At 45.4% G+C, this 21789-nt stretch carries 20 protein-coding genes and 1 riboswitch; of the genes, 13 read left to right on the top strand and 7 right to left on the bottom strand.

Features of this window, described 5'->3' with window-relative positions:
* The first annotated feature begins 156 nt into the window (after window positions 1-156).
* The 4 genes from GH808_RS13835 to GH808_RS13820 all read left to right on the top strand — a co-directional run bounded on the left by GH808_RS13835 (window position 157) and on the right by GH808_RS13820 (window position 3740).
* Entirely contained in the window at window positions 157-1059 is a 903-nt protein-coding gene (locus tag GH808_RS13835) for a phosphodiester glycosidase family protein (protein WP_186843377.1), read from the top strand.
* Complete coding sequence (locus GH808_RS13830) at window positions 1040-1492, top strand: hypothetical protein (protein ID WP_243166228.1); 453 nt, start codon at window positions 1040-1042, stop codon at window positions 1490-1492. The genes GH808_RS13835 and GH808_RS13830 overlap by 20 nt, the downstream gene beginning before the upstream one ends.
* A 255-nt stretch (window positions 1493-1747) precedes the next feature.
* Window positions 1748-2791, top strand: coding sequence for a calcium/proton exchanger (gene cax, locus GH808_RS13825; RefSeq protein ID WP_186843376.1), 1044 nt, complete (start codon window positions 1748-1750; stop codon window positions 2789-2791).
* A gap of 91 nt (window positions 2792-2882) precedes the next feature.
* Window positions 2883-3740 carry a YitT family protein gene (locus GH808_RS13820; protein ID WP_186843380.1) on the top strand — a complete coding sequence of 286 codons (858 nt, stop codon included), beginning with the start codon at window positions 2883-2885 and terminating at the stop codon, window positions 3738-3740.
* 116 nt (window positions 3741-3856) lie between these two features.
* Here GH808_RS13820 and GH808_RS13815 read toward each other — a convergent pair whose 3' ends face one another.
* From GH808_RS13815 to GH808_RS13795, 5 genes are all read right to left on the bottom strand, one after another.
* The gene (locus tag GH808_RS13815; protein WP_186843375.1) at window positions 3857-5311 is read right to left on the bottom strand and encodes a histidine kinase N-terminal 7TM domain-containing diguanylate cyclase; all 1455 of its coding nucleotides are present in this window, start codon (window positions 5309-5311) and stop codon (window positions 3857-3859) included.
* A 272-nt stretch (window positions 5312-5583) separates the two neighbouring features.
* Window positions 5584-6345 (bottom strand): GGDEF domain-containing protein, encoded by a 762-nt coding sequence (locus tag GH808_RS13810; protein ID WP_186843374.1) that lies wholly within the window; start codon window positions 6343-6345, stop codon window positions 5584-5586.
* A 36-nt stretch (window positions 6346-6381) separates the two neighbouring features.
* Complete coding sequence (locus GH808_RS13805) at window positions 6382-8016, bottom strand: class I adenylate-forming enzyme family protein (RefSeq protein WP_186843373.1); 1635 nt, start codon at window positions 8014-8016, stop codon at window positions 6382-6384.
* A 204-nt stretch (window positions 8017-8220) separates the two neighbouring features.
* Complete coding sequence (gene hydF / locus GH808_RS13800; protein WP_207722341.1) at window positions 8221-9471, bottom strand: [FeFe] hydrogenase H-cluster maturation GTPase HydF; 1251 nt, start codon at window positions 9469-9471, stop codon at window positions 8221-8223.
* Entirely contained in the window at window positions 9468-10871 is a 1404-nt protein-coding gene (locus GH808_RS13795) for an aspartate ammonia-lyase (protein WP_186843372.1), read from the bottom strand. Before GH808_RS13795 ends, hydF begins: the two co-directional genes overlap by 4 nt.
* 476 nt (window positions 10872-11347) lie before the next feature.
* Here GH808_RS13795 and GH808_RS13790 point away from each other — a divergent pair, with 476 nt between their 5' ends.
* From GH808_RS13790 to GH808_RS13770, 5 genes are all read left to right on the top strand, one after another.
* Complete coding sequence (locus tag GH808_RS13790) at window positions 11348-12478, top strand: baeRF3 domain-containing protein (RefSeq protein ID WP_186843371.1); 1131 nt, start codon at window positions 11348-11350, stop codon at window positions 12476-12478.
* A gap of 246 nt (window positions 12479-12724) precedes the next feature.
* Window positions 12725-13267 carry a helix-turn-helix transcriptional regulator gene (locus tag GH808_RS13785; protein WP_186843370.1) on the top strand — a complete coding sequence of 181 codons (543 nt, stop codon included), beginning with the start codon at window positions 12725-12727 and terminating at the stop codon, window positions 13265-13267.
* A gap of 65 nt (window positions 13268-13332) precedes the next feature.
* The gene (locus GH808_RS13780; RefSeq protein ID WP_186843369.1) at window positions 13333-13794 is read left to right on the top strand and encodes a GyrI-like domain-containing protein; all 462 of its coding nucleotides are present in this window, start codon (window positions 13333-13335) and stop codon (window positions 13792-13794) included.
* Window positions 13795-13881: 87 nt separating this feature from the next.
* Complete coding sequence (locus GH808_RS13775; protein ID WP_186843368.1) at window positions 13882-14202, top strand: cupin domain-containing protein; 321 nt, start codon at window positions 13882-13884, stop codon at window positions 14200-14202.
* A 244-nt stretch (window positions 14203-14446) separates the two neighbouring features.
* The gene (locus GH808_RS13770) at window positions 14447-15799 is read left to right on the top strand and encodes an MFS transporter (protein WP_186843367.1); all 1353 of its coding nucleotides are present in this window, start codon (window positions 14447-14449) and stop codon (window positions 15797-15799) included.
* 116 nt (window positions 15800-15915) lie between these two features.
* On the opposite strand, the gene GH808_RS13765 is transcribed toward GH808_RS13770, so the two are convergent.
* Complete coding sequence (locus GH808_RS13765; RefSeq protein WP_186843366.1) at window positions 15916-16302, bottom strand: FMN-binding protein; 387 nt, start codon at window positions 16300-16302, stop codon at window positions 15916-15918.
* Window positions 16303-16320: 18 nt separating this feature from the next.
* Window positions 16321-16782, bottom strand: a complete 462-nt coding sequence (locus GH808_RS13760) for a MarR family winged helix-turn-helix transcriptional regulator (RefSeq protein WP_243166227.1) — start codon at window positions 16780-16782, stop codon at window positions 16321-16323.
* A gap of 318 nt (window positions 16783-17100) precedes the next feature.
* Window positions 17101-17277, top strand: a riboswitch (cobalamin riboswitch).
* Between the two features lie 131 nt (window positions 17278-17408).
* Here GH808_RS13760 and GH808_RS13755 point away from each other — a divergent pair.
* The 4 genes from GH808_RS13755 (at window position 17409) to GH808_RS13740 (ending at window position 21436) form a co-directional block, all read left to right on the top strand.
* Window positions 17409-19769 carry an anaerobic ribonucleoside triphosphate reductase gene (locus GH808_RS13755; RefSeq protein ID WP_186843365.1) on the top strand — a complete coding sequence of 787 codons (2361 nt, stop codon included), beginning with the start codon at window positions 17409-17411 and terminating at the stop codon, window positions 19767-19769.
* The gene (gene nrdG / locus GH808_RS13750) at window positions 19769-20272 is read left to right on the top strand and encodes an anaerobic ribonucleoside-triphosphate reductase activating protein (RefSeq protein WP_186843364.1); all 504 of its coding nucleotides are present in this window, start codon (window positions 19769-19771) and stop codon (window positions 20270-20272) included. The genes GH808_RS13755 and nrdG overlap by 1 nt, the downstream gene beginning before the upstream one ends.
* 16 nt (window positions 20273-20288) lie before the next feature.
* Window positions 20289-20756, top strand: coding sequence for a methylated-DNA--[protein]-cysteine S-methyltransferase (locus GH808_RS13745; RefSeq protein ID WP_186843363.1), 468 nt, complete (start codon window positions 20289-20291; stop codon window positions 20754-20756).
* 260 nt (window positions 20757-21016) lie between these two features.
* Window positions 21017-21436 (top strand): YjdF family protein, encoded by a 420-nt coding sequence (locus tag GH808_RS13740; RefSeq protein WP_186843362.1) that lies wholly within the window; start codon window positions 21017-21019, stop codon window positions 21434-21436.
* The last annotated feature ends 353 nt before the right edge of the window (window positions 21437-21789 follow it).

Here is a 21789-nt window from a genome sequence, read left to right as displayed (position 1 = left end):
TTTGTTACTTTGTATTTTCATTATATCAGACATTGGGTGCATTTTTCTGTCAACTTCTGTTTTTTAGAAGCTGCAGCGTGTCTTGTTGTAAAGTCTCAGCTGATTTTTAGAGCTGGGAAAGTTGAGTCATAAGAAAAAGAAAGGGTGCAATATTCAATGAGAAGTTTCTTTTCAAAACCCTATCGCTGGGCGGCGATTTTTTCCCTGCTGCTGATGGGAGCCGTTACTTTTGTGCTGTTGGATACCTTTGTGATCCAGAAATCGGTCGTGGTGGTTGAATCACCATCAGCAATGGCAGCTCAGGAGACGGCTGTGACGCAGTCAGATCCGGTGATTACCGAAAACTCCTATGAGGACGAAAATATAAACATTAACATCGAAACCGTTCAGAAATACGACTCTACGATTTACGTAGCTGATATACAGGTTTCGGATGTTTCTTATTTAAAGACAGCGTTTGCGAATAATACCTATGGACGAAATATCAAGGCGACAACGTCTGAAACGGCTGCAGCACAAAATGCTATCTTTGCTATCAACGGGGATTATTATGGATTCCGGGATGGTGGTTATGTATTGCGTAATGGCACAACCTACCGGGATACGGCCAGAAGTGCCGGCGATGATGATGCCCTGGTGATTGACAACGAGGGCAATTTTGCCATTGTTTCGGAAAGTCAGACGAGCATGGCAGCGCTGAGTGACAATTGGCAGATCCTTTCCTTTGGCCCCGGCCTCGTGGAAAACAGTCAAATCACGGTGGACAGCTCAAGTGAAGTATCTCAAGCGATGACCAGCAATCCCCGAACTGCCATCGGCCAGATTTCCGAGTTGCACTATGTGGTCATTGTATCGGATGGGCGTACCAGCGAAAGTACTGGGCTTTCGCTGCTGGAACTTGCCCAGGAATTTAAAGACCGAGGCTGCACGACGGCCTATAACCTTGATGGCGGCGGATCATCCACCATGTACTTCAATGGTGAAATTGTCAACAACCCCACCGATGGTAAAAGCTCAGGAGAAAGAGAGGTAAGCGACATTGTCTATTTTGGATACTAAAAAGAAAAGTCAAAAAAAACAGATTCGCCGAACGATATGGAGCTATCTGATTGTATCAATCCTGATGATTGTGATCAACAAAGTCTATGGACTTTTTGGGCATGGGGTGCACTCCGCAGTCATGACATGGATGTTTCTGTATCCTCTTTTGGGCGGAGTGCTGCTGTTTATTCTGATGGACCGGCTACTTCCCGATACGACGACGAGATTTTCCGGTTATCGGCTGTTTTACAACAGCTATAATTCCGGGATTGCCGTCCTGACGACGGGCAGTTTTCTAAAAGGGGTTTTCGATATTGCCGGTACAAACTCATCCTATATTGCCCTTTTTTATGCGGTTGGCTGGCTGTTTATTGTACTTGGTTTGACCGTATTGCTGGGATTGATTCTAAAGGGCAGAAAAATCTGTTTGTTTGAAGAAAGAGAACAGTAAGCGTTGCTAAAGCACGAACCTTCAGTGAGAAACCGGAAATCGGCACCTGGTGCGGATTTCCGGTTTGTTTTTTTGTGATCCGGTTCAGACAGAAATCGCTCTGGATTTTAGTGGAAAAACAAGAAATATAAATGCGTGAAATACGGTGATTAGGCCATAAAAGCATTGTTTCGTTTGTTTTATTGATGACAGTATGTTATCATCATATAATGAGATAAGTGTCAATAAGAATAAAATAGAAAGATGAGAGCGAAAATGAAAATACTGAGATATTTACTGATTTTTGTCCCAATTAGTATCGTGGGAGAATTCATGCAGGTTTCTCCGACCCTGATGTTTGTTCTTGCCGCCCTGGCGATCATTCCCCTGGCCGGCATGATGGGGGAAGCAACGGAGGAGATATCCTATTATTCCGGTCCCCGGATCGGTGGATTTCTGAATGCAACTTTTGGCAATGCAACTGAACTCATCATTGCTTTTTTTGCTTTAAAGGCCGGACTGTTTGATGTCGTCAAGGCATCGATCGCCGGTTCGGTAATCGGCAATATCCTGATGGTGTTGGGCTTAAGTATGCTGGTTGGCGGAATTAAATATAAAACCCAGTCGTTCAATAAAAAATCGACTGAAGTTTCGTCAAGCATGTTGCTGTTTGCGGTGATCGGCCTGACGATACCGGCTATTTTTACCCATACCGTGGCTGCTGACCTGCTCAATACCCGGTACGAAGGATTAAGCGTGATTGTCGCCGTGATTATGTTCGGCATTTACCTGCTGAGCTTATATTTTTCGTTCTATACGCACAAGGATATCTACGCAGTGGAGCATGACGAGGAAGTCACTTCAAAATGGTCCCTTAAAAAAGCCATCGGCGTATTGGTCGGAGCAACGGTGCTCATCGGCTTGGAGAGTGAGTTCTTCGTGGGGGCGGTTGAACCCATGACTCAGGCAATTGGTTTAAGCGAATTCTTTGTTGGTATTATTCTGGTGCCGATTATTGGTAATGCAGCTGAGCACAGTACCGCCATTGTGATGGCCTATAAAAATAAAATGGATGTGGCCGTTGAAATTGCAATCAGTTCGAGTCTGCAGATTATCCTCTTTGTGACACCAGTTCTGATATTCCTCAGTTTGCTGTTCACGCCGATGAGTATTGTCTTTAATGAATTTGAACTGGTCGCCCTGATCTTTTCGGTGCTTATTGCCAACAGAGTGGCCGGAGATGGCAAATCCAACTGGCTGGAAGGGGTTCAGCTGCTGGCTGTTTACCTGATCATCGCGGTTTCATTTTTTATTTTATAACAGCGAAGAATCATTCAGGCAATTGCGAAGCTCGTGGCAGTTTCGTAATTCCATCGAAGAATAATTTAAAAAGGAAGGATAACACATGACCATGACGAAAAGAAATTTTATTAAAAAGGAAATACTGAGATATATTTTCATCTTTATCGGTTCGATTATTGCCGCGGTTGCACTGGAAATATTTCTTGTTCCCAATAATATCATTGACGGTGGCATTACCGGTATTTCAATCATCATGAGCCATCTGACAGGAATTCCCCTCAGCGCATTCATCATTGTTTTAAACCTGCCGTTTCTGATTATGGGGTACAAACAGATCGGGAAGACTTTTGTGCTTTCTTCCGGTTTTGGGATCGTCTCCCTGTCATTCTGGCTGTCGGTTTTCAAACCGGTGCCCGGGTTGACGGATGATATCCTGCTGGCGGCCGTATTCGGCGGGATGATTTTAGGAATTGGTGTCGGTTTAATCATCCGCAACAGCGGGTCGCTGGATGGCACGGAGATGGTGGCAATTGTTTTAACCCGAAAATCTTCTTTTTCGGTGGGTGAGATTGTTATGTTCTTCAATCTGTTTATCCTGAGCAGTGCCGGTCTGGTTTTCGGCTGGGATCGGGCGATGTATTCTTTGCTTGCGTATTATATTGCTTTCAAAGTGATTGACATTACCATTGAAGGCTTGGATGAAGAGAAGGCAGCGATGATTGTATCCGATAATCCCGATGAGATTGCCGAGGCGATCCTGGCTCGCTTGGGAAGAGGCGTCACCTTTATTCAGGGCAAGGGCGGCTTTTCAAAAGAGCCAAAAACGATTATCTATTCGGTGGTGACGCGGCTGGAAATTTCCAAATTGAAATCCATCGTTTATGAAAAAGACGAAAACGCCTTTTTGACCATCAGTGATGTTTTTGATGTGATGGGCGGAAAACGTAAAAAACGCTCGATCCATTAGCGATACCTTTTGCATCGGGGAGGGGTAAATCAAGACAAGTGCAGTCAAATGATAGAAAAAATTAAGCAATAAAGTTTCTGTGTCGGGATGAAAATGTGGGTTCGGAATCAGCTATGTTAGGCCGGTTCAGCAACCACACAGTTTTTCCCGGCATTTTTTGCTTCATATAAAAGCTTATCGACACAGTTAATGGCATTACTGTAATTGCTTTTTTCATAATGGCACAAACCGATTGAAAGGGTGCACGGAAATTCCGTCTTTCTGAATTTGAAAGCCTCCCGAAATCGATCGGCTCGGGGATGAATCGATTTTACTGTTTCACCTTCAATCAGTACGACAAATTCCTCGCCACCCAACCGGCAGATGATGCCATCAGGGAAATGTTCCTGCAGACAATCGGCGAGTTCAACCAAAACCGTATCACCGGCGGGATGGCCAAACTGATCATTGACTTTTTTAAACTGATCAATATCCAGCAGTACAATGACACCATCATTTTGTACGATATCAAAATAGTCCATAAAATAGCGACGATTGTATAGGCCTGTCAGTTGGTCTGTCGTTGCTAATATTTCCAGTTGTTTTTTTGTGTTGGTGATTTCTGTCACATTGGTGAATACGATAATGGTTCCATGCTGTTTTAAAATTGAAATCAGCCGAACCTGATAATGCCGTTCATCAATGGTCACAGGTTGAACCATATTTTCGAAAAGAAGATGTGCTAAAATCGGGTAACTGCCAATATTATCCCCGTTGGATAATTCGCCGAGGGCACCGAACAATTGCCATGAGGCCTGATTGAAATTTAAGATATAGCCTTCGGAATCGAGGACAATAACCGGTTCTTCAATGGCATTAAAAACCATTTCGTGCGTGATTTCACTTAAAAACAGAATATCGTATCGGTTCAATCCACTTACAATAAAAAGGCTGAGCAGCAAATACGTAAAGGGAAAAAGATCGATATAACGGGGTCCAATCCCGGCCAGATAGAGGCTGCCGGTGACAAGCGGAATCAGCATTCCGATGAACATCAGAACAACGCAGTTACGCGATGAACCACGGGTTTTAATCATCCGCATGAAAAATACGAACAGTGCATATCCGATTGCGAGGTAAAATGTGACTGGCTGTACGATGTACCAGGGACCTTTTTCGGTGGCCAATACCGGAAACCCAAGACTTGAATCGACGGAAAGATGGGAATAGTACAAGCCGTGAAGGTGGTTGGAGCAAACAAAAATCAGCGTCAGCAAGTTCATTCCAAAGACAAAAAGCAAAACAAATCGGTTGGGAAATCTTTTTAATCCGGTATATTCGCTTGCAAACCACAAAATAAGCACGGGATAAAAGGAGATGCCGATGTATTCGAAGCATGTCCAAAAATATATGGCATTCTGAGTGGTGCTTAAGAGTTCAAAGCCATATCCGAGTGAGTGAATAGCCATTGCGATTATCAGAAGCGAGAAGGCGCGGGCACTCGAAACGGTTTTGTGTTTAATCCCGACGATGCTTAGGATTATCAGGAACAGGGCGGATAGTATTAAAAAGATGCTGAGCGAAATATTCATAAAAACCTCATTTAAAGGATTAGGGAAAATCTAAACGTTTTCAGCAATGTGCACTATTAAACTTAGATTAGCCTGATTTAACTTCTTTAGGATATCATAATGTCTTCTGTAAAACAAGGTAACTTTTCCAATAAAACAGATCCTGTCAAGGCTATTGCAGCCGCAATTCATCCCCGCCATCAGGCGATCGATGCAAATAAAAACAGATGTGATTAAGTGTCACATCTGCTGGGGTTCTCAATACCTCAAGAGTTACGGGTTTTCCGGTCGATTCAATTCTGATCAGGGGTATGCTTCTTTTTTTTCTCTGCATACATTCTGGCATCGGCTATTTTAATCAGGTCTTCAAAGGTTTCACCATCTTCGGGAAATGAAGCATAACCAACGCTGATGCCGAAATTATTCTGGGGATATAGTTCTGAAATCTTCGCTTTGATATGAAAAATGGTCGCTTCAATTTTTAAGATATCAAAATATTTCGCCAATATGATGAACTCATCGCCGCCAATTCGCGAAACATGTCCATTCTTTCCGATGGCATCAACCATTATCTGCGCGGCGTTGTTAATAAATTTATCGCCTTCGATATGTCCCAATGTATCATTGACCAGTTTCGTATGATCAAGGTCGCAGACAAACAGATAAAAGCTGTTTTCGCTTTCAATCAAGGCTTCAAACGCCTTGTTCAGACCATTTCGATTGAGCGCGCCGGTTAAAGAATCCAGTGAGGCCATTCGTTCAAGATCATTGATCATATTCGCAGTAAAGCCGCTCCAGAGGATGATGCCAATGACATAAAAGATGGAACCAACGGTAAAACATAGTTTCAGGAGGTGATAAACACAAGGCTCATCAATGATGCCGGCAAATAAGTCCAAAAACGTGGCAATTGTCAGTTGAAACATTCCGAAAAGCAGGATGATAAAAATATACGATTTGTCTTTTCTAAATCGCGTGGCATAGAGGAGTCTGAAAGTATAACAAAAAAGAAGCAGAACGAAAATAAAAACAATTGACTTATCGAATTCTATCATGATTATTTCCTCTTCCTTTTTGATTCGTTCCGGTTATCAGTTGCCGGTTTGGGCTTCAATCAGACTGCCGCCGCAGTATTTTTCCCGGAGCCGCGGTTTTTCAATTTTTCCGGTCGGGTTTCGCGGCACGGCGTCGAAGATGATCTCGCGCGGGCGTTTATAGCGCGGAAGCGAAGTGCAGAAGTCGGCGATTTCATCGATGGTGCATTGGTAATCGGGCTTTATCTCGATGATCGCAGCGGTGATCTCACCCAGGCGGTGATCCGGCAGACCGATCACGGCAACATCCTTGATCGCTTCATGTTTATGAAGAAAATCCTCGATCTGTACCGGATAGATGTTCTCGCCGCCGCTGATGATGACATCCTTCTTGCGGTCGACCAGATAGACAAAGCCGTCTTCATCCATGCGGGCCATGTCACCGGTGAACAGCCAGCCATCTTTAAGCACAGCGGCAGTCGCTTCCGGATCGTTGTAGTAGCATTTCATTAAGCCCGGGCCCTTGACAACCAGTTCACCGACATCCCCTTGCGCAACCGGGGTTCCGGTTTCATCGGCAATCATCAGTTCCCAGTTAAAACCGGGTTTTCCGATGGCACCGACCTTGTGAATATTCTCCGTGCCGAGATGAACGCAACCCGGTCCGATGGATTCGCTCAGACCATAGTTGGTGTCGTAAAGATGATTGGGGAAATACTCTTTCCAGCGGTGAATCAGACTTGGTGGAACCGGCTGCGCGCCGATGTGCATCAGCCGCCACTGGGTGATATCGTAGTCGGTCAGCTTTATTTCGCCTCTTTCGATGGCATCGAGGATATCCTGAGCCCAGGGAACCAGAAGCCAGACGATGGTGATTTTTTCTTCCGAAACCGCCTGCAATACCCATTTTGGCTTGACGCCACGGAGCAAAACAGCTTTGCCGCCGACCAGCAGACTGCCGAACCAGTGCATTTTTGCGCCGGTATGGTAGAGAGGCGGAATACAGAGAAAATTATCCTCCCGGGTCTGGCCATGATGATTGTTTTCGGTATAGCAGGCCGACATCAGACTGCTGTGGGTGTGCAGAATCGCCTTGGGAAAACCGGTGGTTCCCGAAGAAAAATAAAGGGCGGCATCATCTTCATCCGCCAGACTGATATCCGGCGCTGCGGATGAATAATCAGCGGCGAGAAGGTCATAGCTTTCGGCAAAGCTCGGACAGTCCTCCCCGACAAAGAAAAGGGCATTCACTTGCGGAATATCATCTTTAATCAGATCGAGACGGTCGATGAATTCCGGCCCGAAAATCAAGAGATCCGTTTCAGATAATTCCAGACAGTATTTTATTTCTTCGGCAGTATAGCGAAAGTTAAGCGGAACAACAATGGCTCCGGTTTTTAAAATACCAAAATAAATCGGCAGCCACTCCAGGCAGTTCATCAATAATATTGCGACCTGATCACCTTTTTTGATGCCTCGGTCCAGGAGCAGATTGGCAAACCGGTTGGCCTGGTCATCAAAATCGCCCCAGGTCATTTCACGGCGAAATTGTATCCCAGAAGTTGCTTCAACGAGTTCAAACTCACTCCATTTGATTTGATGTTTTTCCAGCGTCTCCGGATTGATTTCAACCAGGCTGATATCCTGGCGATACTGATTCGCATTTTGAGACAATATTTCCGTAATTGGCATTTTTGTTTGTTCCCACTTTCTTTATATTTTGCTTTGTAGTTATCATGTTTAGCAGTCAGTTTCAGTATCAAAGCGACTTCGTTCTATTCTATTATAGGATGAATCCTCAAGTCAAGTGAAACACCGCATGTAAACACCTGACTTAAAGTTTTTTATAAAAACATTTTTACGCCTTTGAATCAATGAGCAGTGGAGCTCAGAAAATCAGGCGAGATCATTTTCCTCTAATGCCAGTTTCGCTGCCGGAAAGGGTTCCAGCGCCCGGCTGAGAATGCCCTGGACATAGGCGATCAGCATGCCGTAGTTGGTGATGTATACACCTTTTTGTCTGGCGGTACGGGTGCGGTACTGCATTTCCCGCCGATTCAGCATGCAGCCGCCACAGTGCACGATCACAGCGTAGTCCTCAATCTCTTTTGGATAATGCGCGCCGGCCGCCCAATGAAATTCTATGTCACCACCGGCAATCTGGCGGATCCAGCGCGGGATTTTCACCTTGCCGATGTCATCCGCCTGGCGGTGATGGGTGCAGCCTTCAACGATCAGCACCTTGTCGCCGGGGACAAGGCGCTCGATCCGTTTAATCCCTCTTACCATTTCGGCCAGATCTGTTTTCTGGCGTGCGAACAGGATCGAGAAAGACGTCAACGGTATTCCCGGCGGGGTGTCGGCGGAGACTTTCAGGAAAGCCTGGGAATCGGTAATGACAATGGCCGGCGGCTGGCTTAAGCTTTCAAGGGTGTGCCGGAGTTCATGCTCTTTGGTGATCATCGCCACGGCATCCTTTTCGATGATGTCGCGGATGGTCTGCTGCTGGGGAAGAATGAGACGGCCCTTGGGCGCCGACTTGTCAATCGGTGTCACCAGAACCGCGACATCGCCGGAATCAATCAGGTCGCCGACCAGTGCCGGCTCAACATCCTCATAATTGGCGTGATCGATGATCTTTTTCTTCAGCGCTTTGATGCCGGTACCGTCATAAACACTGGTGAAAGAGAGGGGGATTTTAACCGACTTTTTCAAGGCTGCTATTTCTTCCGCCGATGGCACGCCCTTGTCGCACTTGTTCAGGACAAAAACGCTGGGGATTTTGCGCTGGTCGAGCTGCTCGATGAAGTCTTTTTCGAAGTCGGTCATGCCCGTTTCAACATCGGCGACGACGATGGCGAAGTGGCATTTCCGAAGCACCTCGTAGGTCTTTTCAATGCGGAGCAGGCCCAGTTCGCCGGAGTCATCCAGACCGGCGGTATCGATAAAGACAACCGGACCGATCGGCAGCAGCTCCATCGTTTTGTAAACGGGGTCGGTGGTGGTTCCGGCAACATCGGAAATCACCGCCACCGACTGATCGGTCAAGGCGTTGATCAATGAAGATTTTCCGGCGTTGCGTTTGCCAAAAAGACCGATTGCCATGCGGCTGGCCATGGGGGTTTCGTTCATACTATTCAGATTCATGATTTTATTTCCTTTCTTATTGAACTGGGGGAGGTCAGGCGCTCGGGCTTCAGGAGATCGTCCAACAATTTTTCATCCAGCCAGTTGTTTTCGATGATAATTTCTTTAATGGGTTTACCGGTTTCTTTTAACAGCAAAGCAGCTTCCGTTGCTTTCTCATACCCGATTTCGCTTGCCAGTGCCGTAAGCATGACGGTGCTGTTGTTCAGATTCCGGTGACAGATATCAACATTGGCCTCAATTCCTTCGATGCAGCGGGTTATGAATATGGGCAGGATATTGTTTAAAATATCCAGCGATTCAAACAGATTTTTGGCAAGCACCGGCAGGAAGGCATTGAGTTCGAGCTGTCCGGACATGGCCGCCAGGGTGACGGCCGTTTCGTTGGCCATGATCTGGAAAGCCGCCTGATTGACGGCTTCCGGAATAACCGGGTTGACTTTTCCCGGCATGATCGAAGAACCGGCCTGAACCGGCGGCAAGGTAATTTCGCCGATGCCGGTGTAGGGGCCGGAAGACAGCAGCCGTAAATCGTTGGCAATTTTTGACAGATTGACGGCGGCTGTTTTGAGGAGTCCGGAAACTTCCACAAAGACATCACAGTTCTGGGTCGGATCCATCATATAGTCGGTTCGGGCAAGACTGATCCCGGTCAGGTCGCGGAGGCGTTCGATCATCGTGAAAATATAGGAGCGGGGGGCATTCAGCCCGGTGCCGACAGCGGTGCCGCCGATGTTCACCTGACGCAGCCGTTCTTCGGCTTTGTAAAGACGCCAGCGGTCCCGGGAGATGGCCTGGGCCCAGGCGCCGAATTCCTGACCGAGGGTAACGGGGACGGCATCCTGCAGCTGGGTTCGGCCGGCTTTGATGATCCTTGAAAATTCTTCTTCTTTTTCCTGAAGGGCAGTTTGAAGACCGGCAAAGGACTCGGTGACGGGTTTCAGCAGCCGGATCGCGGCAATACGGACGGCGGTGGGAAAGACATCATTGGTGGACTGATGCAGGTTCACGTGATCCAGCGGATGGACCAGCTGATAGTCGCCTTTCTGGCCGCCTAAATGTTCGATGGCCCGGTTGGCGATGACTTCATTGACGTTCATATTGGCAGAAGTGCCGGCGCCACCCTGCATACAGTCGACAACAAACTGATCCCGCAGATATCCGGCCAGAATTTCATCACAGCTCAGGATAATGGCTTCCGCCACATTGGCGTCCAGGGTACCGATGCTGCGGTTGGTGATGGCCGCCGCTTTTTTGATGGTCACCAAAGCCTCGACTAGCTCTTTATGGATGGGAATGCCGGTGATATGAAAGTTCTGCAGGGCCCGGACCGTATGAATGCCGTAATAGGCATCATCTTCTACTTCAATTTCTCCTAGTAAATCATGTTCTGTTCGCATTTTTTCCTCGTTTCAAAATTTCAAAAAATAAAAGCTCTCTTTCTGAAAATAGACAGAAAGAGAGCGTAATAGCAAAAAATAGATACTTTTTCCAATATGCGCACCTTTCCGGTCAGAAAACTCTTTTCGGTTAGGACAACGATGATTACCTCTATGCCCGTGTGGAGTGAATGCCATGATCGGGCGCAGAGTTCAATTAACGTTTACAGTTAATTATAGGCAACATCTTAGCACTGTTTCTGGCGTTTGTCAAAGAAGGATTATGATACTATTTTGTGATCTTTTCAGATCGTGTTTCTTTTAGCGGAAATGAGGGGATAACCATATTTGCTGGGTCCGGGAATAAGGAGTGTTTTGGCTTTGCTGACAAGCGGAGAATCTAAAAATAAAATCACAGAATAGCGGAACGTTTTGTGTGATTATAGGAAGGAAAGGGGTAAATATAGACAACAACCAGAAAAGGAGGATTGAGTATTATGAAATACAAAATTGTTGAGGAATTTCCGCATGCCATTATGGAAAAAGGAAAAAGTCCGGTGATTTCAATTTATATTGATACCAAAATAAAAAAACCGGATCGTCTGGAAAATCACATCTACTTTAAGAATCTGGTGAGAGAAGCGCAGGAGTCTATTAAACACAAGGAAGTGAGAGGTTTCAGAGATTTATTTTCACTGTTTAAAATAATGGAGGATGATGCCTTGTTCTGGGAAGGCGCCACGGAGGGCATGGCCATCCTGGCGGATGACGAAGAATGCATTGTATACAAACTGCCGATCAGTGTCACCAATCGAGCCATCGTTGCCGATAGTTTTTATATAAAACCGATCTTGAAAAGTTACCAGCTGAACGGGCGCTATCATGTCCTTGCCCTGAAAGGTGATAGCTATGCACTGTATGAAGCAAACCGGCATCGGATACATCAAATTCATCTGGATGAAAAGCACTCAACGATAGACGGTGTTTTGGGTGATGAAAAAACAGTTCCCCATAAAAGTGTGGGAACACCGACCGGGCAAGTGCTGCATGGGCATGGCAGTGCAAAGGATGAGAAAAAAGTCGATCAGTTAAAGTTCTTTCGTTATGCCGATGCCTTTATTCAAGAGCAATACTCCAATCGTTATAAAGTGCCGCTGATTCTCGTCGGCTTAGATGAAAATCAGGGAGAATTCCGAAAGCTGTCCAAGAATCAGTACCTCATTAAAGAAGGCATCATAGGCGACGTTGATTCAATGGACGAAAAAACACTTTATGATAAGGTTCAGGGTGTTATGGAGGGCATTTTCAAACAGCAGTTGAAAGAATGGATGGAAGCATTTACCGAAGCACATGCAAAAGATTTGGGATCCGACGATGTGGTTCAGATTGCCAGAGCGATCACGGATAACCGGGTGGCAGCACTCTATTTAGAGGAAGACAAATTTCATCCGGGAAGATTCGACATCAGTCATGGCAGCATCGTGGAGGGAAAATCAGAGGATCAATATAGCGGAGATATTTACGATGATATGGCCGAGGCGGTTCTCAGCCGAGGCGGAGAGGTTGTCATCCTCGAAAAAGGCGAAATGCCAACTGACAGAGATATTGCCGCAGTATACCGGTTCTAAACGAAAAACGTGATTGAATCGGACTTCTGGTCGATGCATCAGGCATCGGCCAGAAGATTTTTTTGGTGCTTTTTCCAATTATTGCGTTCATTCTTTTTAATTTAGCTGATATTTGAAGAATTTTATAGTAAACTTAAAAAATAAAGATCGGGCTTCTGACAGTGCCGAAATGGCGTTGGTCACTGAGCTGATTCTAAAAAGGATAAAGATATGCGAAAGGGGCATCATTGCGGTGCTGAGGAAATAATGCAGATTAATCGATTGTTTGAAATAGTTTATATCTTGCTGGATAAAAAAACAGTGACCGCCCGGGAGCTTTCGGAGCACTTTGAAGTTTCACAGCGGACTATTTACCGCGATATCGAGATTCTGAGTCAGACCGGTATCCCCATTTATACAGCCAAGGGAAGAGGCGGTGGCATCAGTCTTTTATCCGAATATGTGTTAAACAAATCCCTGCTTTCAGATACCGAACAAAATGAAATCATATCCGCTCTGCAAAGCCTGAATGCGCTTAATGGGCGTACCGCTGATCCGGTCCTGAATAAGATGGCCGTCCTGTTCAATAAAAACAGTTCAAACTGGATCGATGTGGATTTTTCGAATTGGGGAAGCGATGACAAGGAAAAAGAAAAATTCCAGCTGGTCAAGGCCGGAATTCTCGGCCGAAGGGTGATCGACTTCGACTATTACAGTTCTTACGGCGAACACCTCGAGGTGCTGGAACCGGAACAGATAAAAACGAAAATTGCGCAAAAATATGAAAAAGCGCGAAAAAAGTATTTATAATATGACATGCTGGTGTCATATTAGCTATGTTACACTGAGTTCATCAAATGAATGAGGTGTAAAAAATGAAATATGAAGTAGTTGAACTGAAAGAAAAGACGGTTGTGGGCTTAACGGCGCGAACGAGCAATCAGGATGAGAACATGACAAAGATCATCGGCAGTTTATGGCAGAAGTTTTATGGAGACGGCGTTTACGAATCGATTCCAGACAAGCAGAACGACTGCAGTATCGGACTGTATTCGAATTATAACGACGGTGCCAGCGATGCCTATGATGTCACAGTCGGCTGTGAAGTATCGGAAGTGAAAGACTGGCCGGTCGGGATTGATTCAAAAACCATTGCGGCCGGGAAATATGCCAGGTTTGTGGTTCGGGGCCATGCCCAGACGGCAGTGGCGGATTTCTGGACCAAGCTATGGGGGATGGATCTGAACCGGAAATTCGGCTGCGATTTTGAAGAATATCAAAGTGAAGGGGATCTGGAAAATTCTGAAATACATATTTATATTTCGCTTAAGGATTGATCGGAACGGTAAATTTTCTGAATAAAAACCGATCGATTGGGTAAAAAACAGTTGAAGTGATTTCCCGAAGAAAGTGAGGCGATACAGATGGTAGAACAGGTATTCAAATTGACAATGAGCAATGATAAAACGGTGGAAAAAGTCATCCAGGATGAAAACATCCATTTTACGCATGTGATATTAAATAAAGATGATGGATTTCCGGAGCATTATTCCGATGCCAATGTCTATATGACAGTTCTGAGAGGGACGCTGTCCCTGCAACTGGATGAACAGGAAAACCATGAGTACGGGGCCGGAACCGTTTTAAAAATTCCTTTCGAGACGAAACTGAAAATAGGAAACGCACACGAAGAACCACTGGAAATGGTGGTCGTAAAAGCACCGGCACCGGTATCCACGGAGTGAGTGCCAGGACAGGATAATGATACAAATGACGCATGATAATTTCATAAGGCCGCTGCAAACTTTTAAAAACAGCTTGATTATTTCAAAAGTTTGCAGCGGCTGTCATTATTTTTTGGAGAATCATAGCAGCCAACAGAAAATTTCTTGTCATCAGATATAGCAGATGAAAAGACAGGTGTAAAAAAATAAAGAATTGTGCTATAATAATGGCGGAATAAATATGAAAAAAAGGAGTTTATGAATTATGATGAACATTGCTTCACGGATCGATCAATTACCTATGACGCCGATGTTAAAGAAAATATTGCTTTTAACAGGGATTGGCTGGATGTTCGATGCGATGGACCAGGGAATGGTATCCGGTGTTATGGCCGCTATCGGTAAAGACTGGGCGTTGAGTACCGGTCAAATCGGGTTGCTTGGCAGTGTTGGTATGCTCGGGATGATTTTGGGTGCGGCGCTGTCGGGAATGGCAGCGGATAAATGGGGCCGAAGATCTGTAATCATGTGGACACTGGTTATTTATGGTATCTCGAGTATTCTCTCCGGTTTTGCGGTTGATTTTACCATGCTATTAATTTTAAGATTTTTAACCGGGTTTGGACTTGGTGGTGAATTGCCGGCAGCATCAACACTGGTCAGTGAGTATTCGCCAACGAAAATACGCGGCCGAAATGTCATCCTGCTGGAAAGTTTCTGGGCATGGGGGTGGATTATTGCTGCTTTTGTTGCCTATATGCTGATTCCCGTCTATGGCTGGCGCGTGGCGTTCTTTGTGGGAGGAGTCCCGGCGCTTTTTGCTGCTGTCTTCCGAATGGCCGTTCCTGAATCACCGCGCTATCTGCAATCTGTCGGAAAAATAAATGAAGCTGAAGATTTGGTGATGAAGATGGAAAGCCAGGCAAATATCACCAGTCAGGCAAAGACCGACGAAACAGAAAAGTCGACGGATAACAATATAAAGGCATCATTCTTTGATTTGTGGTCAAAAAAATATATCCGCTCCACGGTTGTGCTGTGGGTGATCTGGTTTGGCATTAATTTTGGATACTATGGCTTTGTGCTTTGGACACCGACCCTTTTAGTGGCAAAAGGGTTTGCGCTGACCAAGAGTTTTGAATTTACGCTGATTATGTGTCTGGCACAGCTGCCGGGATATTTCAGCGCCGCTTATCTTGTTGAAAGATTGGGGCGGAAAAAGGTGCTGGCAATTTACTTTGCGGGAACAGCCTTGTCGGCATGGCTGTTCGGGCATGCCGGAAGCGTTGAACAGATATTGATATTCGGTTCACTGCTTTATTTCTTCAGTCTGGGTTCATGGGGATGCGTTTATGCGTATACACCGGAAGTCTATCCCACTTTCTTCAGAGCCACCGGCTCTGGATGGGCAGCTGCATTTGGACGAATTGGCGCATTCATCGCGCCGTTTATCGTGCCGGTTATCTACAACTACTTTGGTGCCGAAACCGGTTATACAAATGTGTTTATTATGCTGACAATGGTATTTGTCATTGTCGCATTGGTCGTTATATTGTTTGGAAAAGAGACGATGGGGAAATCGCTGGAAGAAATCAATGAAAATCCCAGCATAACGTAATTATAAAAAAAGGCTGCCGCCAAACTCGTAATCGAACATACGAGTTTGGCGGCAGCCTTTTTATTTTGAAAGAATCGGGCAATTGCGAAACTAACGGCAGTTTTGCAAATGGCTATTTAATGAGATAAAGCATTTTCGATGGATTTTAAATAGGCCTTGCTTGTTACGGTTGCACCGCTGATGACGTCAACCGTGGTATCCTGCTTTTGGATGACCCGGCTGAATAAGGCGTCGGTAGCTTCAGGTTTTTCAAATTTGACCGTTTTGACAACGTCAATCTGAGAGATCTGATGATCGCTTATCGTTACCGCGACTTCATTGCTCCATCTGCCGCCGTCATAAGTTCCGGTATAACTACCGTCCGCAAGCTGGGCAACATTCACAGAGTTGATTGCTAAATTTGCCCCTGATTCCAGGCCACTTGTGATATACAGTATTCCGCCTCCGATTGCCAATACAATCACTCCGACAACAACTAAAATGATGGTGATTACTTTTTTCATTTGAATTGACCTCCTGTTTTATTTTTCAGTATCCATTTTTTGCAGATTGAACAGCATTTTTGTAAGCATAGACCGCGCAACTGCCATTTCATCTCCCGATATTCCAGCAAACAGATTTTCGGTAAAACGATCAGCCTTTAGTTGGGTTTCTGTTTTAAAGGTATCAATTTTATCCGTGAATCTGATCCGGGTAACCCGGGCATCTTTTTTGTCTTTTTCCAGGACCAGGAATCCTTTCTGTTCCAGTTTTAAAGCAACCTGCTTGACATTCTGATGAGAACTCCCCATGGCATCGGCAGCTTCTTTGATGGTGGGAGCGTAATCAAATCTTTTCTGAATAATCGCTGTGAGCAGCCATTGCTTGGACGTTAAACCGTCTTCTTTGAGTTCGCGCTCAAGCAGGGTGTCCAATTGATTTGAGACGATTTGGAGGGAACCAAATATAAATTGACGATCAGTCATGGCGTCGATGTTTTTCAAAATATACCTCCGAAGTTTATTAAGGTAATATATTACCTTAATAGATAATACATTACCTTTCTGCACCTGTCAATCAATTTTTCGAAAAAAATTGAAAGGGTTTGCAGTCAAGATAGTGGTGGCGGGGTTTGATTTTTATGGTATGATAAAAACAGATCAAGGCAATTGCGAAAATCACGGCCCAAAGAGTACTGATAGCTTATTGGCGTTAAAATCCGGTTTGACCGATAGGTGCCATAAATGAATGGATTTGGCATAAATAGTACCCATTGAAATAAATTGACACCATATATAGTATGTGCTAGAATGGTGAAGAACAAAAAAGAATAATGTTGGGGCTGCACTTAACGATGCAGCAATGGGGAAGCAGGTGCAAGTCCTGCACGGTCCCGCCACTGTAATGGGGAATATTTTCCGTAGTCCAAGTCATTAGAATTGGACTACAGTGAATAAATTTTCCGGAGTCAGAGTACCTGCCATATTATTCGCGCCGATACTCTACGCGTGATAGAGGGTGTAAGAACCGCGAAATTATTTTTTGAAGGCCTCTTGACACTTTGTCGGGAGGTTCTTTATTTGTGCAAAAAAAAGAAAAGTGAGATAAAGAAAGAAGGATAAGACCCAGTATGATTACTAAAATTAAAAAACGAGATGGACGGGAAGCACCATTTAACATTGAAAAAATTGCAAATGCCATATTCAAGGCGGCAAGCGCATCCGGGGGGCAAAACTACGAGACGGCGATGAACCTGGCTGAGCGTGTTACCTTATATATTGAGAAAGAACTGGATAACAAGAATCCGACGGTTGAGGAAATCCAGGATGCGGTTGAGAAGGTGCTCATTGAAACCGGACACGCCCGGACAGCCAAGGAGTACATTCTCTATCGGGCGGAACGCAACCGGATTCGTGAGATGGATACCCGGCTGATGAAAATTTATGGCGATCTTACCTTCAAAGAGGCAAAGGACAACGACATCAAACGGGAAAATGCCAATATTGACGGCGACACCTCGATGGGAACCATGCTCAAGTACGGTTCGGAGGGCGCCAAGCAGTTCAATGAAATGTTTGTGTTGAAACCGGAACATACAAAAGCGCATAAAGAGGGGGATATCCATATTCACGATATGGATTTTCTGACTTTGACAACGACCTGTTGTCAGATTGACCTGGAGAAGCTGTTCAAGGATGGTTTCAGCACCGGACACGGTCATTTAAGGGAGCCGAATGATATTCAGAGTTATGCCTCACTCGCCTGCATTGCCATTCAATCCAATCAGAACGATCAGCATGGCGGACAGAGCATCCCCAATTTTGAATATGCCATGGCTCATGGGGTGAAAAAAACATATGCGCGGCTTTATCGGGAAAATCTGGCAAAAGCCGTAAGCTTATTATCGGAAGTGGACGATGCGGCCGACAAGGTGAAAAAAATCTGCGATCAGATTAAAAAGGAGTCTGGCTTGATTCCCAGTCTGGATGATGCGGTGCTTTATCAGGACGCTGAAGCAAAAAAACTGGCGCAATGGGTTCCAGAGACAAAACTGATCAATAAAGTGCAGCGTTTTGCGCTGAAAAATGCCCAAAAGGAAATCGACCGGAATGTTTATCAGGCTATGGAGGCCTTTGTGCATAATCTCAACACCATGCACAGCCGGGCCGGCGCGCAGATTCCGTTCAGTTCGATCAACTACGGCATGGACACCTCCACTGAAGGACGGCTGGTCATGAAAAATCTGCTACTGGCAACCGAAGCGGGACTGGGTAACGGGGAGACACCGATTTTCCCCATTCATATTTTTAAAGTGAAAGAGGGAATCAATTACAATCCGGAAGATCCCAACTACGATCTGTTCAAGCTGGCCTGCCGCGTCAGTGCCAAAAGGCTGTTTCCCAACTTCTCCTTTCAGGATGCGCCATACAACCTGAAATACTACAAAGAGGGACATCCGGAAACGGAAATTGCCTACATGGGCTGCCGCACCCGCGTGATCGGAAATGTCTATGATCCATCACGAGAGATTACCTACGGCAGAGGCAACCTGAGCTTCACGACAATCAATCTGCCCAAACTGGCAATCAAAAGCGATCATGACATGGAAGTGTTTTTTGACAAGCTGGATGAAAAAATCGATCTGGTCATCGATCAGCTGATGGAGCGGTTTGAAATACAGGCCCGCAAAAAAGTGAAAAACTATCCATTTCTGATGGGCGAGGGCGTGTGGATCGATTCAGATGATCTGGCAGAGGAGATGGAAGTCCGCGAAATCCTGAAGCATGGCACGCTGAGCATGGGCTTCATCGGTCTGGCAGAATGCCTCAAGGCGTTAACCGGAAAACACCATGGCGAGTCGGAAGCATCCCAGGAACTGGGACTGAAAATCATCGGGCACATGAGAAATAGAATGGATGAAGAAAGTCAGAAACAGAAACTGAACTTCACCCTGCTGGGAACACCGGCGGAAGGAACAGCCGGGCGCTTTGTGAAAATGGATCAAAGCCGCTTTGGCAGCATTCCCGGCGTAACCGATCGGGAATACTACACCAACAGCTTCCATGTGCCGGTTTATTACCAGACGAGCGCCTACGAAAAAATCAGACTGGAAGCGCCCTATCATGAGCTGACTAACGCGGGACATATCACCTATGTGGAAATGGACGGAGATCCCCTGAACAATCTGGAAGCTTTTGAAAAAATTGTTCGGGCCATGAAGGAAGCGGGAGTCGGCTACGGTTCCATCAACCATCCGGTTGACAGAGACCCGGTTTGCGGCTATACCGGCATTATCGGCGATGAATGCCCAAAATGCGGCCGCAAGGATGACGGGGCAATAGGCTTCGAGCGGATCAGAAGAATTACCGGCTATCTGGTCGGCACGCTGGACCGCTTCAATGATGCCAAAAAAGCGGAGGAACGAGACCGGGTCAAGCATTTCAATGCCGATGGCCAAATGGGGACCGGTGATGCAATGGAGCAATTGTGATGAGCAAAAAAGTAAGGATCGCCGGGATTGTCAGAGAATCGATTGTGGATGGCCCGGGGATCCGCTTTGTGGTGTTTGCCCAGGGTTGTCCGCATCACTGCGACGGTTGCCATAACCCGTCCACCCACGATTTTAACGGGGGTAACCTGGTGGCAGTGGATGCCATCATCAACGAAATGAAAAAGAACCCGCTACTGGACGGCATTACCTTAAGTGGCGGGGAACCCTTTGAACAACCAGAGGCCTTTGGTGAGCTGGCCGAACGAGCAAGGGAACTTGGTTATCATGTTATGGCTTACACTGGCTACACCTATGAAAAGCTGCTTACGAAAAAAGATGAACAGCGTCTGCGTTTGCTGGAAAACACCGACCTGCTGGTGGATGGAAAATTTGAAATGAAAAAAAAGAGCCTGCTGCTGAAGTTCAAGGGATCAAAAAATCAGCGAATCATTGATGTGAAAAAATCCCTGCTATTAAAAAATACGGTATTGAGCGAAGTTTAAGAGAAGAGATGAAATAATGAAAAGCGCATTTTGCTTTCAGACGAGGTTGGGAAAGGTCGTCATTGTTGAAAATGGAACGGCGGTTGTCCAACTGTGTTTTGGTGAAAATATTTCGGAAGACAGCAGAGTGGACCAAACCCCGTTGCTGAAAAGAGCACATCGGGAACTTGAGGAATACCTGAGTGGACAACGAAAGAATTTTGATTTGCCACTGGCACCCCAGGGAACAGATTTTCAGAAAAAAGTCTGGGTGGCGCTACAAAATATTCCCTATGGAAAAAAATGTTCCTATAAGGACATTGCAATTGCTGTCGGCAACGAGAAAGCATCCCGGGCGGTTGGGGGAGCGAATCATCTTAATCCCATCGCCATTTTGATTCCCTGTCACCGCGTGATTGGTTCAAATGGCAATCTGACTGGTTATGCCGGTGGGGTGGATTTCAAAGAAAAGTTGCTTGAGCTGGAAAGTCGTTATGATGGTTAGCGTTTAAGCGTAAACAGCGACACGCCATTGTCCCCAAATGAGATAAAGTTAAAAATGAGAAAGTTGTCAGGAAAGATCCGGACTAATGGGCAGCAAAAAAGAAAAAAGTCGGATTGAGATTAGGTCTGATAAGATGTTATAATGTTGATGCGTGGATAAAAACACAGTTCTGGTTGGTAGTCCAGACGCAGAAAGATCTGTCAGTAACCTGCCTCCTAAGGTTGTCCCTTCTTCGCTATTTGTTTTAGGAGGAATTGAATATGGACAAAACGATTGGTACACTGACGGTATTTTTTGAAGAGCCCTTTTGGGTGGGGGTTTTTGAGCAAATTGATCAGGGCGAGCTCCGTGCCGCCAAGGTCGTATTTGGCGCTGAGCCAAAGGATTATGAAATTTATGATTTTTTGTTGAAAAGATACAACGCCCTTGTTTTTACTGCGTCAAAAATTGAGGTCGAGACTCAGAAAGCAGAACTCAATCCCAAAAGAATGCAGCGTGAAATCGGCCGCCAGATGGAAAAAAAAGGCATCGGAACGAAAGCGCAACAGGCCTTGAAACTCGAGCATGAGCAGAATAAAATTGAGCGCAAGAAGCGTAATCGCCTAAGAACGGAAGAAGAAAAACAGCGACAATTCGATTTGAGACAGGAAAAGAAAAAACAAAAACACAAGGGAAGATAAAAGCAAAAAAATGAGGCCCGGTGTGATTGCGTTTCGGTAATCATAGATAAAAAGATGAAAGAAGAAGCTTTTGGTTTGCAGAGGCGTCTTCTTTTTTTGTCCTTTTTCGTCAGTGGTCCGGTAAAATGCAAAAAAATAAAGGCGATTGCTTCAATGAAAATTTAAAACCTTCTCGTGTATTGGGGTAACCTTTTGATCATAAAACACATATAGACTAAATAATTCGGGTACCTGACATATAAAAATTATCATATTCGAATTTTATCGAAAAAAGAAAAAAAGCGGAGCTGAAAAAAAATTACTCTCTGAAATTACTCGCGAAATTTAAATGGAAAAATAAGTAAAATTTCGTC

The sequence above is a fragment of the Acetobacterium fimetarium genome (assembly GCF_014284475.1).
GTDB lineage: Bacteria > Bacillota > Clostridia > Eubacteriales > Eubacteriaceae > Acetobacterium > Acetobacterium fimetarium.
Note: the sequence above shows the minus strand (reverse complement) of the source record. Positions and strands in the feature narration are given on the sequence as shown.

Coding starts and splice junctions, on each gene's coding strand:
- GH808_RS13835 (WP_186843377.1), top strand. CDS start 157: ATGAGAAGTTTCTTTTCAAAACCCTATCGCTGGGCGGCGATTTTTTCC.
- cax (WP_186843376.1), top strand. CDS start 1,748: ATGAAAATACTGAGATATTTACTGATTTTTGTCCCAATTAGTATCGTG.
- GH808_RS13820 (WP_186843380.1), top strand. CDS start 2,883: ATGACGAAAAGAAATTTTATTAAAAAGGAAATACTGAGATATATTTTC.
- GH808_RS13815 (WP_186843375.1), bottom strand. CDS start 5,311: ATGAATATTTCGCTCAGCATCTTTTTAATACTATCCGCCCTGTTCCTG.
- GH808_RS13810 (WP_186843374.1), bottom strand. CDS start 6,345: ATGATAGAATTCGATAAGTCAATTGTTTTTATTTTCGTTCTGCTTCTT.
- GH808_RS13805 (WP_186843373.1), bottom strand. CDS start 8,016: ATGCCAATTACGGAAATATTGTCTCAAAATGCGAATCAGTATCGCCAG.
- hydF (WP_207722341.1), bottom strand. CDS start 9,471: ATGAATCTGAATAGTATGAACGAAACCCCCATGGCCAGCCGCATGGCA.
- GH808_RS13795 (WP_186843372.1), bottom strand. CDS start 10,871: ATGCGAACAGAACATGATTTACTAGGAGAAATTGAAGTAGAAGATGAT.
- GH808_RS13790 (WP_186843371.1), top strand. CDS start 11,348: ATGAAATACAAAATTGTTGAGGAATTTCCGCATGCCATTATGGAAAAA.
- GH808_RS13785 (WP_186843370.1), top strand. CDS start 12,725: ATGCAGATTAATCGATTGTTTGAAATAGTTTATATCTTGCTGGATAAA.
- GH808_RS13780 (WP_186843369.1), top strand. CDS start 13,333: ATGAAATATGAAGTAGTTGAACTGAAAGAAAAGACGGTTGTGGGCTTA.
- GH808_RS13775 (WP_186843368.1), top strand. CDS start 13,882: ATGGTAGAACAGGTATTCAAATTGACAATGAGCAATGATAAAACGGTG.
- GH808_RS13770 (WP_186843367.1), top strand. CDS start 14,447: ATGATGAACATTGCTTCACGGATCGATCAATTACCTATGACGCCGATG.
- GH808_RS13765 (WP_186843366.1), bottom strand. CDS start 16,302: ATGAAAAAAGTAATCACCATCATTTTAGTTGTTGTCGGAGTGATTGTA.
- GH808_RS13755 (WP_186843365.1), top strand. CDS start 17,409: ATGATTACTAAAATTAAAAAACGAGATGGACGGGAAGCACCATTTAAC.
- nrdG (WP_186843364.1), top strand. CDS start 19,769: ATGAGCAAAAAAGTAAGGATCGCCGGGATTGTCAGAGAATCGATTGTG.
- GH808_RS13745 (WP_186843363.1), top strand. CDS start 20,289: ATGAAAAGCGCATTTTGCTTTCAGACGAGGTTGGGAAAGGTCGTCATT.
- GH808_RS13740 (WP_186843362.1), top strand. CDS start 21,017: ATGGACAAAACGATTGGTACACTGACGGTATTTTTTGAAGAGCCCTTT.